At 65.5% G+C, this 13,680-nt stretch carries 16 protein-coding genes; 8 read left to right on the forward strand and 8 right to left on the reverse strand.

All coding sequences use genetic code 11. The features are described from left to right. Positions 1 to 83: 83 nt before the first annotated feature. The 6 genes from AC1D1T_RS14280 (at position 84) to AC1D1T_RS14305 (ending at position 2,548) form a co-directional block, all read left to right on the forward strand. Positions 84 to 635: a hypothetical protein gene (locus AC1D1T_RS14280; protein ID WP_477992031.1), complete on the forward strand. Its 552-nt coding sequence runs from the start codon at positions 84 to 86 to the stop codon at positions 633 to 635. Positions 636 to 733: 98 nt separating this feature from the next. Beyond that, the gene (locus AC1D1T_RS14285; protein WP_477840429.1) at positions 734 to 1,138 is read left to right on the forward strand and encodes a pentapeptide repeat-containing protein; all 405 of its coding nucleotides are present in this window, start codon (positions 734 to 736) and stop codon (positions 1,136 to 1,138) included. Next, positions 1,138 to 1,449, forward strand: coding sequence for a hypothetical protein (locus AC1D1T_RS14290; RefSeq protein ID WP_477824671.1), 312 nt, complete (start codon positions 1,138 to 1,140; stop codon positions 1,447 to 1,449). Before AC1D1T_RS14285 ends, AC1D1T_RS14290 begins: the two co-directional genes overlap by 1 nt. Before the next feature lie 88 nt (positions 1,450 to 1,537). Then, positions 1,538 to 1,870 (forward strand): hypothetical protein, encoded by a 333-nt coding sequence (locus tag AC1D1T_RS14295; RefSeq protein WP_477824672.1) that lies wholly within the window; start codon positions 1,538 to 1,540, stop codon positions 1,868 to 1,870. Beyond that, positions 1,867 to 2,280, forward strand: a complete 414-nt coding sequence (locus AC1D1T_RS14300) for a hypothetical protein (RefSeq protein ID WP_477824673.1) — start codon at positions 1,867 to 1,869, stop codon at positions 2,278 to 2,280. The genes AC1D1T_RS14295 and AC1D1T_RS14300 overlap by 4 nt, the downstream gene beginning before the upstream one ends. A 19-nt stretch (positions 2,281 to 2,299) precedes the next feature. Continuing rightward, the gene (locus AC1D1T_RS14305; protein WP_477824674.1) at positions 2,300 to 2,548 is read left to right on the forward strand and encodes a hypothetical protein; all 249 of its coding nucleotides are present in this window, start codon (positions 2,300 to 2,302) and stop codon (positions 2,546 to 2,548) included. Between the two features lie 62 nt (positions 2,549 to 2,610). Here AC1D1T_RS14305 and AC1D1T_RS14310 read toward each other — a convergent pair whose 3' ends face one another. The 7 genes from AC1D1T_RS14310 to glpD form a co-directional block, all read right to left on the reverse strand. After that, positions 2,611 to 4,344 carry an ABC transporter substrate-binding protein gene (locus tag AC1D1T_RS14310; protein ID WP_477992032.1) on the reverse strand — a complete coding sequence of 578 codons (1,734 nt, stop codon included), beginning with the start codon at positions 4,342 to 4,344 and terminating at the stop codon, positions 2,611 to 2,613. A gap of 89 nt (positions 4,345 to 4,433) precedes the next feature. Next, the gene (locus tag AC1D1T_RS14315; RefSeq protein WP_477824676.1) at positions 4,434 to 4,742 is read right to left on the reverse strand and encodes a DUF2160 domain-containing protein; all 309 of its coding nucleotides are present in this window, start codon (positions 4,740 to 4,742) and stop codon (positions 4,434 to 4,436) included. Next, positions 4,742 to 5,554, reverse strand: a complete 813-nt coding sequence (locus AC1D1T_RS14320; RefSeq protein ID WP_477824677.1) for a carbohydrate ABC transporter permease — start codon at positions 5,552 to 5,554, stop codon at positions 4,742 to 4,744. The genes AC1D1T_RS14315 and AC1D1T_RS14320 overlap by 1 nt, the downstream gene beginning before the upstream one ends. Then, positions 5,547 to 6,437, reverse strand: coding sequence for a carbohydrate ABC transporter permease (locus AC1D1T_RS14325; RefSeq protein ID WP_477824678.1), 891 nt, complete (start codon positions 6,435 to 6,437; stop codon positions 5,547 to 5,549). Before AC1D1T_RS14325 ends, AC1D1T_RS14320 begins: the two co-directional genes overlap by 8 nt. Next, positions 6,434 to 7,543, reverse strand: a complete 1,110-nt coding sequence (locus tag AC1D1T_RS14330; protein ID WP_477824679.1) for an ABC transporter ATP-binding protein — start codon at positions 7,541 to 7,543, stop codon at positions 6,434 to 6,436. Before AC1D1T_RS14330 ends, AC1D1T_RS14325 begins: the two co-directional genes overlap by 4 nt. Before the next feature lies 1 nt (position 7,544). Beyond that, the gene (locus tag AC1D1T_RS14335; RefSeq protein WP_047508336.1) at positions 7,545 to 8,615 is read right to left on the reverse strand and encodes an ABC transporter ATP-binding protein; all 1,071 of its coding nucleotides are present in this window, start codon (positions 8,613 to 8,615) and stop codon (positions 7,545 to 7,547) included. Beyond that, on the reverse strand, positions 8,606 to 10,186 hold the full coding sequence (gene glpD / locus AC1D1T_RS14340; RefSeq protein ID WP_477992033.1) for a glycerol-3-phosphate dehydrogenase: 1,581 nt from the start codon (positions 10,184 to 10,186) through the stop codon (positions 8,606 to 8,608). The genes AC1D1T_RS14335 and glpD overlap by 10 nt, the downstream gene beginning before the upstream one ends. Positions 10,187 to 10,367: 181 nt before the next feature. Here glpD and AC1D1T_RS14345 point away from each other — a divergent pair, with 181 nt between their 5' ends. Next, positions 10,368 to 11,135, forward strand: a complete 768-nt coding sequence (locus AC1D1T_RS14345; protein ID WP_465110334.1) for a DeoR/GlpR family DNA-binding transcription regulator — start codon at positions 10,368 to 10,370, stop codon at positions 11,133 to 11,135. A gap of 7 nt (positions 11,136 to 11,142) precedes the next feature. Further along, the gene (gene glpK / locus AC1D1T_RS14350) at positions 11,143 to 12,645 is read left to right on the forward strand and encodes a glycerol kinase GlpK (RefSeq protein ID WP_477841942.1); all 1,503 of its coding nucleotides are present in this window, start codon (positions 11,143 to 11,145) and stop codon (positions 12,643 to 12,645) included. A 232-nt stretch (positions 12,646 to 12,877) separates the two neighbouring features. Here the strand turns inward: glpK and AC1D1T_RS14355 are convergent. Further along, positions 12,878 to 13,680 (reverse strand): hypothetical protein (locus AC1D1T_RS14355; RefSeq protein WP_477992034.1); only part of this gene is annotated, 803 nt, incomplete at its 5' end.

Here is a 13,680-nt window from a genome sequence, read left to right on the forward strand (position 1 = left end):
GGGGCGCAACGCGAGTTGCGCCCTTTTTTTGTTCGCTGCATCTGCACGGCAAAGGCGCGTGCAGGTTCGCTGACGGTGGCACCATGTGGTCTTCGAGAAAACGACAACAACAGGCCGGGAGGCGAATGCGACATCCCTTCACTTTGCTGATCGCATCGGTGCTGACGATGGGATCCATCGGCATCGCGACTGCGGCGCCCGTCGACGGGTGCTACGTGCTGCCGCACTCCATCGCCTATCGCGGTGATGCGCCTACTGCCCCGGATGAAGTCATTCCCGTGCTGGACCATTTCGGGGTGCGACAGGACTCCGAATCCACATACGAATTCGACCTGCTCGTCGTCGGCGACCAAGGTCACGTGTGCCAAGCCACCGGTCGCCTGGAGATCGTCAAGAAGGGGAGCCGTGAAATCCTCCGCCGGGTGCCAGACGAAGATGACGAAGCGATGCGGGTGAGAGGGGCGTCGCTCTGCAAGTTGATTGCCGAGGTCAAGCCGAAGACCATCGTCATCCAGGCGAACAGCCCGTGCGACGACCTGTTTGCGTGCGGCGCAGGCATGGGCATCGGTGAGCGTTCCTTTCGACGCAGCAGTGCTGTGCCGGCGAAACCGAGACCGCCTTGCTTTCAGAAGTGAAGGCCGGAACAGGTGCCGCGCACAAATGCCAAGAGCTGATTCATTGCTGAGTGCGTGATCCCTCTTTCGTCCGATCACCTCACGCTACAGTGAAGTTCATGGCCTCCCTTCATGAAACCATCGACTTCGTCGGCGAATCCGATCTGCCCAAGAACTGGCAGGACGACGTCTTCAGGTACTGCACGTTCACGGGTCTCGATGTCGAAGGCGCTGCGTTCGAGGGCATCCTGAACGGCTGCAGGGTGAATGACTCCTCGTGGTACTGGGGGCTGTTCAACACGACGACCTTCGTTCGCGTTGAATTCAACGGATGCGTCTTCCGCGGCTCGGGCTTCGCCGGGTGCCTCTTCGCCGAATGCCGGTTCGTCAACTGCAAGTTCCTGAGGGACAACCTGAGTGCAGGCTGCACGTTCGACGGGTGCAGGTGGTACGACTGCGAGCAGACCGAGTGCGAGGGGCTGTCTCGTCAATTTGCGGCCGAATCGAAGAGGCGCACGCATTGATGCTCGCTCTCACCGTTCATATCACTCGATACGTCGACGATCACTTCCCGGGGTTCGTCGAATGCACATTCCAGGACGCCGAAGGCAAGACTCACGTCTTCGTTGAAAAGGTGCCCGTTGTCAGCCGGGAAGCGCTTGATGTCACGAGCATCTACCCAGCGATCGGGGCGATGCATTGCGAGAACGAGTTGGCCTGGATGGATGAAGCGGGGCGACGACTGGTGCGAATCAACACCGACCACCCCTGGCACATCGAGTCAATGGCTGGAGAGAGCCGGTTCGTCGTGCTTGCGTCGCAGCTCGCGGACTGAGTTGGCGATGGTCGGTGGCAACATCCGACCTCACGAAACCAGCTGGCAAAACGTCGGGCGCCCCATGAGGAAAATCTGGTACCTGTGCATGACGATCGGCTTCCTGTGGCTGATGGCCATCCAGCTCTACTACACGCTCGGCATCGACTTCCGGCTGGTGATGAAGGCGCAGCACCGAAACCCTCCGCGCGAGGACCGCGGCTGTCTGAAATGTGAGTCGTATGAGGGCGCTCTTGCCGCCGCGGGACTGGCACACGATCTCGCACCGAATGTCATCTGGCCTGCCGTGCTTCTGCTGGCAGGCGGCTGCGGTGCCGCACGCAACAGCCGGAGGACGACCCCGACACCGCCAGGCGATGATTCATCGGCCGGACCGTCGAGCGAGAACGCCGAACAAGAGTCTGGAATGCGTCAGCCATGAAGAAGTCGATCGCTGCCTGTGCAACGGCCATCGTTCTGGCCGCAGGACTGCTCGGATGCAATGTCGATATCCCACCGATCTCGGCGGCGACTCGCACGACCTACGTCGCGGGCACGCCGGGGCCGCGCGAGCAGTTGACGAGCGCACAACGCCAGGCGCTGGGCAAGTGGCTCACGGAGCATCGCGCCGACTGGTCACGCACCGTGGCGACGCATTCGCCTCGAATGGTGATCGAGATGGAGCATGAAGGCGGAACGACATCGCTGAACCTCTGGCCGCGATGGCTCATCGCTTCCGGCCCGTTCGGGCAGTATCAGCGCGCGCTTGCTGAAGACGAGGCGCGTACGCTGGCTGCTATCCTCGATCCGGACGACGCCGTGTTCAATGGCGCTCCGGATAGCAGCAACTGACCGTCAACCCCACCATCGGATGCGTGGCACACCGCCTTCCCTGCTGAGCACCGCGCTCGCAAGCGTGGTGGTGGTCGTCGCCTTCGTGGCGGTGGTGTATTTGATGGTCAAACGCGCTCGCGACCCCCGCACGGTACCGCGAGATCCTGTTGATCGCCGACTGCTGCCGCTGCTCAAGAACCCATCGCGTCGAGAGAAGCTGCTCTTCGTCATCGGCCTCCTGGTCGCCGCGGCCGCGCCATGGCTCACGTACGTGCTCGAACGATAGAGTCTTCGTCAGGAAGCGGAGGCACGGACGAAAACGTCCGTGCCTCCGAAGCAAAGCCCGCGTCAGCGAACCTTGCCCGCCTTCCACGCATTCAGCAGCGTGTCATACGCGATCGTCTCGCCCTTCGGCTTCTCGTTCGCCAGCTTCTTCCACGGCGCGCCCTTGTCGCTCAGCCACTTGTTCGGGTCGCCCTTCGGATTCAGCTTCGGTGCGCAGCGTGCCATCCCGGCGCGCTCCAGCCGGCCCATCACCTGGTCCATCTCCTCGGCCAGGTTGTCCATCGCCTGCTGCGGCGTCTTCTCGCCCGTCACCGCCACCGCCACGTTCTTCCACCACAGCTGCGCGAGCTTCGGGTAGTCGGGCACGTTGGTGCCGGTCGGCGTCCAGGCCACGCGCGCCGGGCTGCGGTAGAACTCCACCAGCCCGCCGAGCTTCGGCGCCAGGTCCGTCATCGCCTTCGACTGGATGTCGCTCTCGCGGATCGGCGTCAGCCCGGTGATCGTCTTCTTCAGCGAGGTCGTCTTCGCCGTCACGAACTGCGCATACAGCCACGCCGCCGCCGTGCGGTTCGCGTCATGCGCCTCGAAGAAGGTCCACGAACCCACGTCCTGGTAGCCGTTCTGCATGCCCTGCTTCCAGTACGGGCCGTTCGGGCCAGGGGCCATGCGCCACTTCGGCGTGCCGTCGGCATTCACCACCGGCAGGCCCGGCTTGGTCATGTCGGCGGTGAACGCGGTGTACCAGAAGATCTGCTGCGCGATCTGCCCCTGCGCCGGCACCGGGCCGGCTTCGCCGAAGGTCATGCCGGTGGCTTCCTTCGGGGCGTACTTCTTCATCCAGTCGACGTACTTCGTCAGCGCATACACGGCCGCCGGCGAGTTGGTCGCACCGCCGCGCGAGACGCTGGCCCCCTGCGGCGTGCAGCCGTCGGCCGACGCGCGAATGCCCCACTCGTCCACCGGCATGCCGTTCGGGATGCCGATGTCGGCGGTGCCGGCCATCGACAGCCACGCATCGGTGAAGCGCCAGCCCAGCGACGGATCCTTCTTGCCGTAGTCCATGTGGCCGTAGATCGGCTTGCCGTCGATCGTCTTCACGTCTTCGCTGAAGAACGCGGCGATGTCCTCGTACGCGCTCCAGTTCAGCGGCACGCCCAGGTCATAGCCGTACTTGGCCTTGAACTTCTCCTTCAGGTCCGGGCGCGCGAACAGGTCGGCGCGGAACCAGTACAGGTTCGCGAACTGCTGGTCGGGCAGCTGGTACAGCTTCTTGTCCGGCGCGGTCGTGAAGCTCGTGCCGATGAAGTCCTTGATGTCCAGACCCGGGTTCGTCCACTCCTTGCCCTTGCCCGACATGTAGTCGGTCAGGTTCATGATCTTGCCGTAGCGGTAGTGCGTGCCGATCAGGTCCGAGTCGGAGATCCAGCCGTCGTAGATGCTCTTGCCCGACTGCATCGAGGTCTGCAGCTTCTCGACCACGTCGCCTTCCTGGATCAGGTCGTGCTTCACCTTGATGCCGGTGATCTCCTCGAAGGCCTTGGCCAGCGTCTTCGATTCGTACTCGTGCGTCGTGATCGTCTCCGACACCACCGAGATCTCCTTCACGCCCTTGGCCTGCAGCTTCTTCGCGGCCTCGATGAACCACTTCATCTCGGCCATCTGCTGGTCCTTGTTCAGCGTCGACGGCTGGAACTCGGCATCGATCCATTTCTTCGCCTCGGCCTCGCCAGCCCAGGCGCTCTGGCCCAGTGCCAGCGCAACGGCGGCAAAGGCCACTGCATTCAAGCGCAACTTCATGTCTGTCTCCTCTGGTACTTCCCGGGGTACTCGCGACACGCCAGCGGGGAAGAATCGCCGGCGGCCTTTTCAAACTTCAGCTCGGTGGCTCAGCCCTTGCGCATGATCAGCGCCAGCACCGCCATCGAGACCGCGAAGCTGATCCAGATCGACGGCTCCTCCGCCAGCCCGAACCAGCCCACCATCTTTTCGCTGAACGCCACGAACGCGAGGTTCACGTACGCCGCGCTGAGCAGCCCGATGAAGAGCCGGTCGCCGCGCGTCGTCGCCATCGGCAGGAAGCCCTTGCGCACCGTCGTCGGCGACTTCAGCTCCCACACCGTCATGCCGGCCAGCATCAGCACGATGCAGCCGAAGAACACCGCCACCGGCAGGGTCCACGCCATCCAGTCGAACATCACACTCTCCCCATCGCAAAGCCCTTGGCGATGTAATGCCGCACGAACCAGATCACGATCGCGCCCGGCACGATGGTCAGCACGCCGGCCGCGGCCAGCACGCCCCAGTCCATGCCCGAGGCACTCACCGTGCGCGTCATCACTGCGACGATCGGCTTCGCGTTCACGCTGGTCAGCGTGCGCGCCATCAGCAGCTCGACCCAGCTGAACATGAAGCAGAAGAACGCCGCCACGCCCACGCCGGCCTTGATCAGCGGGATGTAGATCGTCAGGAAGAAACGCGGGAACGAGTAGCCGTCGATGTAGGCCGTCTCGTCGATCTCGCGCGGGATGCCGCTCATGAAGCCCTCGAGGATCCACACCGCCAGCGGCACGTTGAACAGCAGGTGCGCCAGCGCCACCGCGATGTGCGTGTCCATCAGCCCGAGCGTCGTGTACAGCTGGAAGAACGGCAGCAGGAACACCGCCGGCGGCGTCATGCGGTTGGTCAGCAGCCAGAAGAACACGTGCTTGTCGCCGAGGAAGCTGTAGCGCGAGAACGCATACGCCGCCGGCAGCGCCACCAGCAGCGAGATCACCGTGTTGATGGCCACGTAGATCATCGAGTTGATGTAGCCCGAGTACCAGGACTCGTCGGTGAAGATCGTGCGGTAGTGGTCGAACGTGAAATGCTGCGGCCACAGGCTGAACGAGGACAGGATCTCCTCGTTCGTCTTGAACGACATGTTCACCATCCAGTACACCGGCAGGATCGCGAACAGCAGGTACAGCAGCAGGAAGATCACCCGCTTCTTGAAACGGCGCTCATCCATGGGCGGCTCCCTCGGTCGTCGTCGCATCCTGGCCGACCCGCTGCATCCAGTTGTAGAGGATGAAGCACAGCAGCAGGATGATCAAAAAGTAGATCAGCGAGAAGGCCGCGGCCGGGCCGAGGTCGAACTGGCCGACCGCCTTCTGCGTCAGGTACTGGCTCAGGAAGGTGGTCGCGTTGCCGGGCCCGCCGCCGGTCAGCACGAAGGGCTCGGTGTAGATCATGAAGCTGTCCATGAAGCGCAGCAGCACCGCGATCATCAGCACGCCGCGCAGCTTGGGCAGCTGGATGAAGCGGAACACCGCGAACTTGCTCGCGCCGTCGATGCGCGCGGCCTGGTAGTACGCATCGGGGATCGCGCGCAGCCCGGCGAAGCACAGCAGCGCCACCAGCGGCGTCCAGTGCCACACGTCCATCAGCAGCACGGTGAACCAGGCGTCGGTCGCGTTGCCGGTGTAGCTGTAGTCGATGCCCATCTTCGCGAGCGCCGCACCCATCAGGCCGATGTCGGTGCGCCCGTAGATCTGCCAGATGGTGCCGACCACGTTCCACGGGATCAGCAGCGAGATCGCCACCAGCACCAGCACCGCCGACGAGCGCGCGCCCTTGGCCGGCATCGACAACGCGAGGCCGATGCCCAGCGGGATCTCCACCAGCAGCACCGCGAACGAGAAGCCGATCTGGCGCAGCAGCGCGCCCTGCAGGTCTTCGTCGCGCATCACCGACTTGAACCACTCGGTGCCGACGAACACGCGCCGCTCGGGCGAGATGATGTCCTGCACCGAGTAGTTGACGACCGTCATCAGCGGCAGCACCGCCGAGAAGGCCACGCACAACACCACCGGCAGGATCAGCAGCCAGGCTTTCTGGTTGACGGGCTTCATGCCGCCACCTCCACGGAAGAATCAATCAACACATCGTCCCGGTAGTAGCAGGTGTGCGCACCGACCAGCGACAGCCACACCTGGTCGCCGACCCGCGGGATGCGCTGGTCGGGCGACAGGCGGGCGCGGATGGTCTGCTCGCTGTCGCCGGAGCCGAGGCGCGCACCGAGCAGCCAGTAGGTGCCGATGTCCTGCGCCTGCGTCACGGTGGCGGGCACGGCGCCCGCCGCGTCCGGCGCCGCGAGCGCCACGTACTCCGGCCGCACGCCGAGCGCGAAGCTGCCCTCGCCCTGCAGCGGGTTGTGGGTCATCGGCAGCACCCGGCCGGCCACGTCGATGCCCTGGCCGGCCCAGCGCACCGGCAGGAAGTTCATGCCCGGCGAGCCGATGAAGTGGCCGACGAAGCGGTGCTGCGGCCGCTCGAACAGCGCCGAGGCACTGCCCACCTGCACCGCGCGGCCGCGCGTCATCACGACCACCTGGTCGGCGAAGGTCAGCGCCTCGACCTGGTCGTGCGTCACGTAGACCAGCGTCAGCTTCAGCTCGTGGTGGATCTGCTTCAGCTTGCGGCGCAGCTGCCACTTCAGGTGCGGGTCGATGACGGTCAGCGGTTCGTCGAACAGCACGGCCGACACGTCCTCGCGCACCAGGCCGCGGCCCAGCGAGATCTTCTGCTTGGCATCCGCCGACAGCCCGGCAGCGCGCGTGTTCAGCTGGCCGCTCATCTCCAGCATCTCGGCGATCTGGCCGACGCGCTGGCGGATGCGATCCGGCGCGACACCCCGGTTGCGCAGCGGGAACGCGAGGTTCTCGGCGACGGTCATCGTGTCGTAGATGACGGGGAACTGGAACACCTGCGCGATGTTGCGCTGCTGCGGTGACTGCCCGGTGACGTCCTGCCCGCCGAACTTCACCGTGCCCTGCGACGGCGTCACGAGGCCCGAGATGATGTTCAGCAGCGTCGTCTTGCCGCAGCCCGACGGGCCGAGCAGCGCATAGGCGCCGCCGTCGTCGAAGGTCATCTTCAGCGGCAGCAGCGCGTAGTCCTCATCGCGCTGCGGGTTCGGTTTGTAGGCGTGTGCCAGGTCGAGGTCGATGCGTGCCATCTCAGATGCCCTCCCGGCTCGGGGCCACCAGCAGGCGGCCTGCGGAATCGAACACGTGCACCTGCGCCGCGTTCAGGTACAGCGTCACCGCTTCGCCGAGCGTGAACTGGTGGACGCCAGTGAGTTGCGCCACCAGTTCGCCGATCGGCGTGTCGACGTGCACGAAGGTGTCCGAGCCGGAGATCTCGGCCAGCTCGACCTTGCCCGGCAGCGCGACATCGCCGTCGCGCTGGCGAACCCGCAGTGCGCTTGCGCGGATGCCGATCGTCAGCGCCGGCGTGCTCGACGCCGGCAGCGGCACCGAGAGGTTCACGCCGGCCTGCAGCGAGATGCCGATGCTCGCGTGCGTGCCCTCGACCAGGTTCATCGGCGGATCGCTGAACGCACGCGCGACGCGGATCGACTGCGGCCGGTGGAACACCTCGGCGGTCGGGCCGTACTGCAGCAGCTCGCCGGCGTCCATCACTGCGGTGTAGCCGCCCAGCAGCAGCGCCTCGGTCGGCTCGGTGGTCGCGTAGACGACGGTCGATTCGCCGGCCGCGAACAGCTGCGACAGCTCGTCGCGCAGTTCCTCGCGCAGCTTGTAGTCCAGGTTCACCAGCGGCTCGTCGAGCAGCATCAGCGGGGCCTTCTTCGCCAGTGCCCGCGCGAGGGCCACACGCTGCTGCTGGCCGCCCGACAGCTCGGCCGGCAGCCGCTTCAGGAACGGCTCGATGTGCAGCCGCTTCGCCAGCTCCAGCACGCGCTCGGCAATGCCCTTCTCGCCGCGCAGCTTCAGCGGTGACGCGATGTTGTCGGCCACCGTCATCGACGGGTAGTTGATGAACTGCTGGTAGACCATCGACACGTTGCGCTCGCGCACCGGCAGGCCGGTCACGTCGCGGCCGTCGGCCAGCACGCGGCCTTGCGTCGGCGTGTCCAGCCCCGCCATCACGCGCATCAGCGAAGTCTTGCCGGCCTGGGTCGCCCCCAGCAGCACGGTCACCGCGCGCGGGACCAGGGTCAGGTCGAGCGGGTAGAGGTGGGTCTGCGCACCGACCTGCTTGCCGATGCGCTCCAGCGTCAATTCCATGAGGTCTCCGAAGGTCTTGTCTGCGGCGGCGCTGCCGTCGTCGTCGTTGCGGCGCCACGCCAGTTCTTTGCGCACCAGAGCGCCACCTGCTCGCGCTGGGCCGGCGTCAGGTGCAGGCCGAGCTTGGTGCGCCGCCACAGCACGTCGTCGGGCTCACGCGCCCACTCGTGCGCGTGCAGGTAGTTCAGTTCCGCCTCGTGCAGCCCGGGCACGACTTCGGCGCCGGGGCCGTTCGCCAGCAGCACCTGCACGCGCGAGCCATAGCAGCGCGCCAGGCGATGCCGCATCGCGACCGGCAAGTGCGGATGGCGCAGCGCGAACGCCTGCTCGAAGCGCGCGAAGTCGGTGTCGGGGCGCTGCGGGTCGCCGATCCACACGCTGAGGTCGCCGCCGGGCAGGAAGGCGCCGGCCGTCCACGCGCCGCGCTGCGTGCCGAGCGGCGCGGCCAGCAGGTCGGCGGCTTCCTCGGCCAGCTTGCGGAAGGTCGTGATCTTGCCGCCCCACACCGACAGCAACGCCGCCTTCGAGGTGTCGAGCTCGAGCGAGTAGTCGCGCGTCACCGCCGACGGGTCGCCCGACTCGTCGTCGAGCAGCGGCCGCACGCCGGAGTAGGTCCACACCACGTCGGCCGGCGCCACCGGCTTCGCGAAGTACCGGCTCGCCTGCTCGCACAGGTAGGCGATCTCGCTGTCGTCGATGCGCGCCTCGCCGATCGCGCCGTGGTGCTCGACGTCGGTGGTGCCGATCAGCGTGAACTCGCCGTCCTGGTAGGGGATCGCGAAGATGATGCGGCGGTCCGGGTTCTGGAAGATGTAGGCGTGGTCGTGGTCGAACAGCTTCTTCACGACGATGTGGCTGCCCTTCACCAGGCGCAGCGACTTGGCGCGCGGCGCATGTGTGCCCTCGGCGAGGAACTGCGCCGCCCACGGGCCGGCGGCGTTGACGAGCGCGCGTGCATTCAGCGTGTGGGTGCGGCCGTCGTCCGCCTGCAGCGTGACGCGCCAGGTGCTGTCGCCGCGCTGCGCATCGGTGCAGCGCCAGCGCGTCAGCACCGTCGCGCCGCGGTCGGCCGCGTCGCGGGCGTTCAGCACCACCAACCGCGCATCGTCGACCCAGCCGTCGGAGTAGACGAAGCCGCGCGTGTACTGCGGCTTCAGCGGTGCGCCGGCCGGGTGCTCGCGCAGCGACACCGTGCGCGAGCCGGCCAGCACCTCGCGCTTGGCCAGGTGGTCGTACAGGAACAGCCCGGCGCGGATCATCCACACCGGCCGCATGCTGGCGTCGTGCGGCATCACGAAGCGCAGCGGCCACATGATGTGCGGCGCGCCCTTCAGCAGCACCTCGCGCTCGGCCAGCGCCTTGCGCACCAGCGAGAACTCGTAGTACTCCAGGTAGCGCAGGCCGCCGTGGATCAGCTTGGTCGAGGCCGACGAGGTGTGCTGCGCGAGGTCGTCCTTCTCGCATACCAGCACGTGCACGCCACGGCCTGCCAGGTCGCGGGCGATGCCGGCGCCATTGATGCCGCCGCCCACGACGAGCACGTCCACTTCACCCGGCAAAGGTTGATTCAAGAAGCTGTCTCCTGGCCCATCGACACCCCGCCGTTGGCGAGGTTCGCGTTGTTGTTCGGTGCTATGTTCGATTACGTTCGTTTCTGATCTTCTTTTTTCGTTTTATGCGAAAAACGAAAGCTGCGCAACCCAGGAAATCCAGCATCTGCTTTCGCTTGGCCATTCGGTACCCTCCGCCGCCATGACCCCGAACCCGCGCCAATCGCTGCTGCTCGACGAGGTGCGCGCGCGCGGCACGGCCACGGTGGAGGCGCTGTCGGAGCAGTTCGGCGTCACGCTGCAGACGGTGCGGCGCGACGTGAAGCTGCTGTCCGATGCCGGGCTGCTGGCGCGCTTCCATGGCGGCGTGCGGCTGCCGAGCTCCACCACCGAGAACATCGCGTACCGGCAGCGCCAGCAGCTCAACGAGCAGGCCAAGCAGCGCATCGCGCGCAGCGTGGCGCAGGGCGTGCCCGAGGGCTGCTCGCTGATCCTGAACATCGGCACCACCACCGAGGCGATCGCGCGCGAGCTGATGCGGCACAAGGGGCTGCGCGTGATCACGAACAACCTGAACGTTGCGGCGATCCTGTCGGACAACCCGGACTGCGAGGTCATCGTGGCCGGCGGCGTGGTGCGCTCGCGCGACCGCGGCATCGTCGGCGAGGCGACGGTCGATTTCATCAAGCAGTTCAAGGTCGACATCGGGCTGATCGGCATCTCGGGCATCGAGAGCGACGGCACGCTGCGCGACTTCGATTTCCGCGAGGTGAAGGTGGCGCGCGCGATCATCGAGCAGTCGCGCCAGGTGTGGGTGGCCGCCGACCACAGCAAGTTCAACCGGCCGGCGATGGTGCAGGTGGCAGGCTTCGCCGAGATCGATGCGCTGTTCACCGACCAGGCGCCGCCCGAACCCTTCCCCTCCCTGCTCGCAGATGCCGGTGTGCAATGCGAGGTGGCTGCTGCATGATCGACGCATGAGCTCTCCGACCTACCTGCTCGCCCTCGACCAGGGCACCTCCAGTTCGCGCAGCATCGTGTTCGACCGCGCCGGCGGCATCGTCGCGATGGCGCAGCGCGAGTTCCGCCAGATCTACCCGCAGCCGGGCTGGGTCGAGCACGACCCGATGGAGATCTGGCACTCGCAGCTCGCGACCGCGAAGGAGGCGCTCGCGAAGGCCGGCATCGCGGCACGCGACATCGCGTCGATCGGCATCACCAACCAGCGGGAGACCACCGTCGTGTGGAACCGCCGCACCGGCGAGCCGCTGTACAACGCGATCGTCTGGCAGGACCGCCGTGCCGAGCCCACCTGCGCGGCGCTGCGCGAGCGCGGGCTCGAGCCCACCTTCCGCGAGAAGACCGGGCTGATCATCGATGCCTACTTCTCCGGCACCAAGCTGAAGTGGATCCTCGACCACGTGGCCGGCGCGCGCGCGGCGGCATCGCGCGGCGAGCTGGCCTTCGGCACCATCGACTCGTGGCTGATGTGGCACCTGACCGGCGGCGCGGTGCATGCCACCGACGTGAGCAATGCCTCGCGCACGCTGCTGCTGAACGTGCGAAGCAACACGTGGGACGACGAGCTGCTGCAGCTGCTCGACGTGCCGCGCGAGGTGCTGCCGCAGGTGTTCCCGTCCAGCCACGTGTACGGCCACACGAAGGCCGAGTTGCTGGGCGCCTCGCTGCCGATCGGCGGCGTCGCTGGCGACCAGCAGAGCGCGCTGTTCGGCCAGGCGTGCTTTCGTGCCGGGCTCGCGAAGAACACCTACGGCACCGGCTGCTTCATGCTGATGCACACCGGCGCGCAGTTCCAGACCTCGACCAACGGGCTGATCACCACCAGCGCGGCGCAGCCGACGGCGCAGACCGAGTTCGCGCTCGAGGGCAGCGTCTTCATCGGCGGGGCGGTGGTGCAGTGGCTGCGCGACGGGCTGAACGCGATCAAGGCGAGCAGCGAGGTGCAGTCGCTCGCCGAGAGCGTGCCCGATGCCGGCGGCGTGATGTTCGTGCCGGCCTTCACCGGCCTGGGCGCGCCGTACTGGAAGGCCGAGGCGCGCGGCGCGATCGTCGGGCTGACGCGCGGCACCACGGTGGCGCACATCGCGCGCGCGGCGCTGGAGAGCATCGCGTTCCAGAGCGCGGCGCTGCTGCAGGCGATGGGTCGCGATGCGGTCGCGGCCGGCGGTGCGCCGGTCAGCGAACTGCGCGTGGACGGTGGCGCCTGTGTCAACGACCTGCTGATGCAGTTCCAGGCCGACCTGCTCGGCATCCCGGTGGTGCGGCCGAAGGTGATCGAGACCACCGCGCTCGGCGCGGCCTCGCTGGCCGGGCTGTCGTGCGGGGTCTACAGCGGGCTCGACGAACTGGCGCGGCAGTGGCGGGTCGAGCGCACCTTCCACCCGACGATGTCGCGTGAGCGCGCGCAGGCGCTGATGGGCGAGTGGGAGCACGCGGTGCGGCAGGCGGTGGCAAGTTAAGCCGACACGATGCGCATGAAAGAAGGAATTTGTTGATCGTGGCACTCAACTTGGCATCCCATCCGCTGTGTGGCCGATAGGTGCCGCCGTCTCATCGAGGAGGTTGGCGCGGCCCAACGGGATGGAGAGGGATAAAGCGCACTGGCGGGAATTTACGCGGTCCTCCGAACTCGGCCGTCGCCGCTCCGCAAACGTAAAGTGAGCCCCGCCGACAGTTGTGACAACAACCAGCTCACTGAGTGTCTGCGTCATTGCGATTCGCCTGCTGCTCCAAAGTCGCAGCCGTTTCATCCAGTCGTTTGACAATCGATTCGAGTTGCTCCTGATCATCCTCGTCATCTGAATATTTCAGTTCGCCGATGATTGCATCGATTATATTAATAATATAAGAGAGGAATTCCTCGGAGAACTTTTGATCGCATATGGAATTGCAAACAAGCGTGGCGGCTGTGCGCATAGGGATTTCACCCCCTAAAAGATAACCAAAGAAGGTTCTGCAGAATTCCTCACTCTGAGTTGCAAGAGCCAATGACAATGAGGAAATTTCATTTTCGCCGATTGGACAGAAGCAGGCAATTCTTTCTTCAGGAGTCATCGAATCAAAGCGCTCGAAAAAGGACTCGAGTGACTCTTGGACACAATTGGCACATGCAATGCGAAAAATGTCTCGGACTTCGAGGGGATGCAGCAGATGCAGAACTCCCAGTGTTGATGAAAGTAATTCGAGACAGAATTTTCCCGTCAGGGTTAGGGCGTCATCCGCTGATGACACGCCCACCACTTTCCGTGTGTTGATGTTATTAACTGATGATGAACTGAGAACACCCAGTCCTTCCAGCCATTGATCAAGCGAAATGGCATCGCRCCAGACCCGACTGGGAATGAAATTCAGACTCGGCGTCGGATGAATGTCGGCCATTCGACGAATCTGCTTTTTCGCATGACCTATAAATGCCTTCTTCAGGCTGAGCGGCCACTCGCTACAGGAGTTTTTTGTGAGCTCCGAAAGATAGTACTGAATCCGCAGGCTTGATG

The organism is Rhizobacter sp. P2_H3, assembly GCF_056403355.1.

Coding starts and splice junctions, on each gene's coding strand:
- AC1D1T_RS14280 (WP_477992031.1), top strand. CDS start 84: ATGTGGTCTTCGAGAAAACGACAACAACAGGCCGGGAGGCGAATGCGA.
- AC1D1T_RS14330 (WP_477824679.1), bottom strand. CDS start 7,543: ATGGCACGCATCGACCTCGACCTGGCACACGCCTACAAACCGAACCCG.
- AC1D1T_RS14295 (WP_477824672.1), top strand. CDS start 1,538: ATGACGATCGGCTTCCTGTGGCTGATGGCCATCCAGCTCTACTACACG.
- glpK (WP_477841942.1), top strand. CDS start 11,143: ATGAGCTCTCCGACCTACCTGCTCGCCCTCGACCAGGGCACCTCCAGT.
- AC1D1T_RS14290 (WP_477824671.1), top strand. CDS start 1,138: ATGCTCGCTCTCACCGTTCATATCACTCGATACGTCGACGATCACTTC.
- AC1D1T_RS14315 (WP_477824676.1), bottom strand. CDS start 4,742: ATGTTCGACTGGATGGCGTGGACCCTGCCGGTGGCGGTGTTCTTCGGC.
- AC1D1T_RS14300 (WP_477824673.1), top strand. CDS start 1,867: ATGAAGAAGTCGATCGCTGCCTGTGCAACGGCCATCGTTCTGGCCGCA.
- AC1D1T_RS14305 (WP_477824674.1), top strand. CDS start 2,300: ATGCGTGGCACACCGCCTTCCCTGCTGAGCACCGCGCTCGCAAGCGTG.
- AC1D1T_RS14325 (WP_477824678.1), bottom strand. CDS start 6,437: ATGAAGCCCGTCAACCAGAAAGCCTGGCTGCTGATCCTGCCGGTGGTG.
- AC1D1T_RS14285 (WP_477840429.1), top strand. CDS start 734: ATGGCCTCCCTTCATGAAACCATCGACTTCGTCGGCGAATCCGATCTG.
- AC1D1T_RS14345 (WP_465110334.1), top strand. CDS start 10,368: ATGACCCCGAACCCGCGCCAATCGCTGCTGCTCGACGAGGTGCGCGCG.
- AC1D1T_RS14320 (WP_477824677.1), bottom strand. CDS start 5,554: ATGGATGAGCGCCGTTTCAAGAAGCGGGTGATCTTCCTGCTGCTGTAC.
- AC1D1T_RS14335 (WP_047508336.1), bottom strand. CDS start 8,615: ATGGAATTGACGCTGGAGCGCATCGGCAAGCAGGTCGGTGCGCAGACC.
- AC1D1T_RS14310 (WP_477992032.1), bottom strand. CDS start 4,344: ATGAAGTTGCGCTTGAATGCAGTGGCCTTTGCCGCCGTTGCGCTGGCA.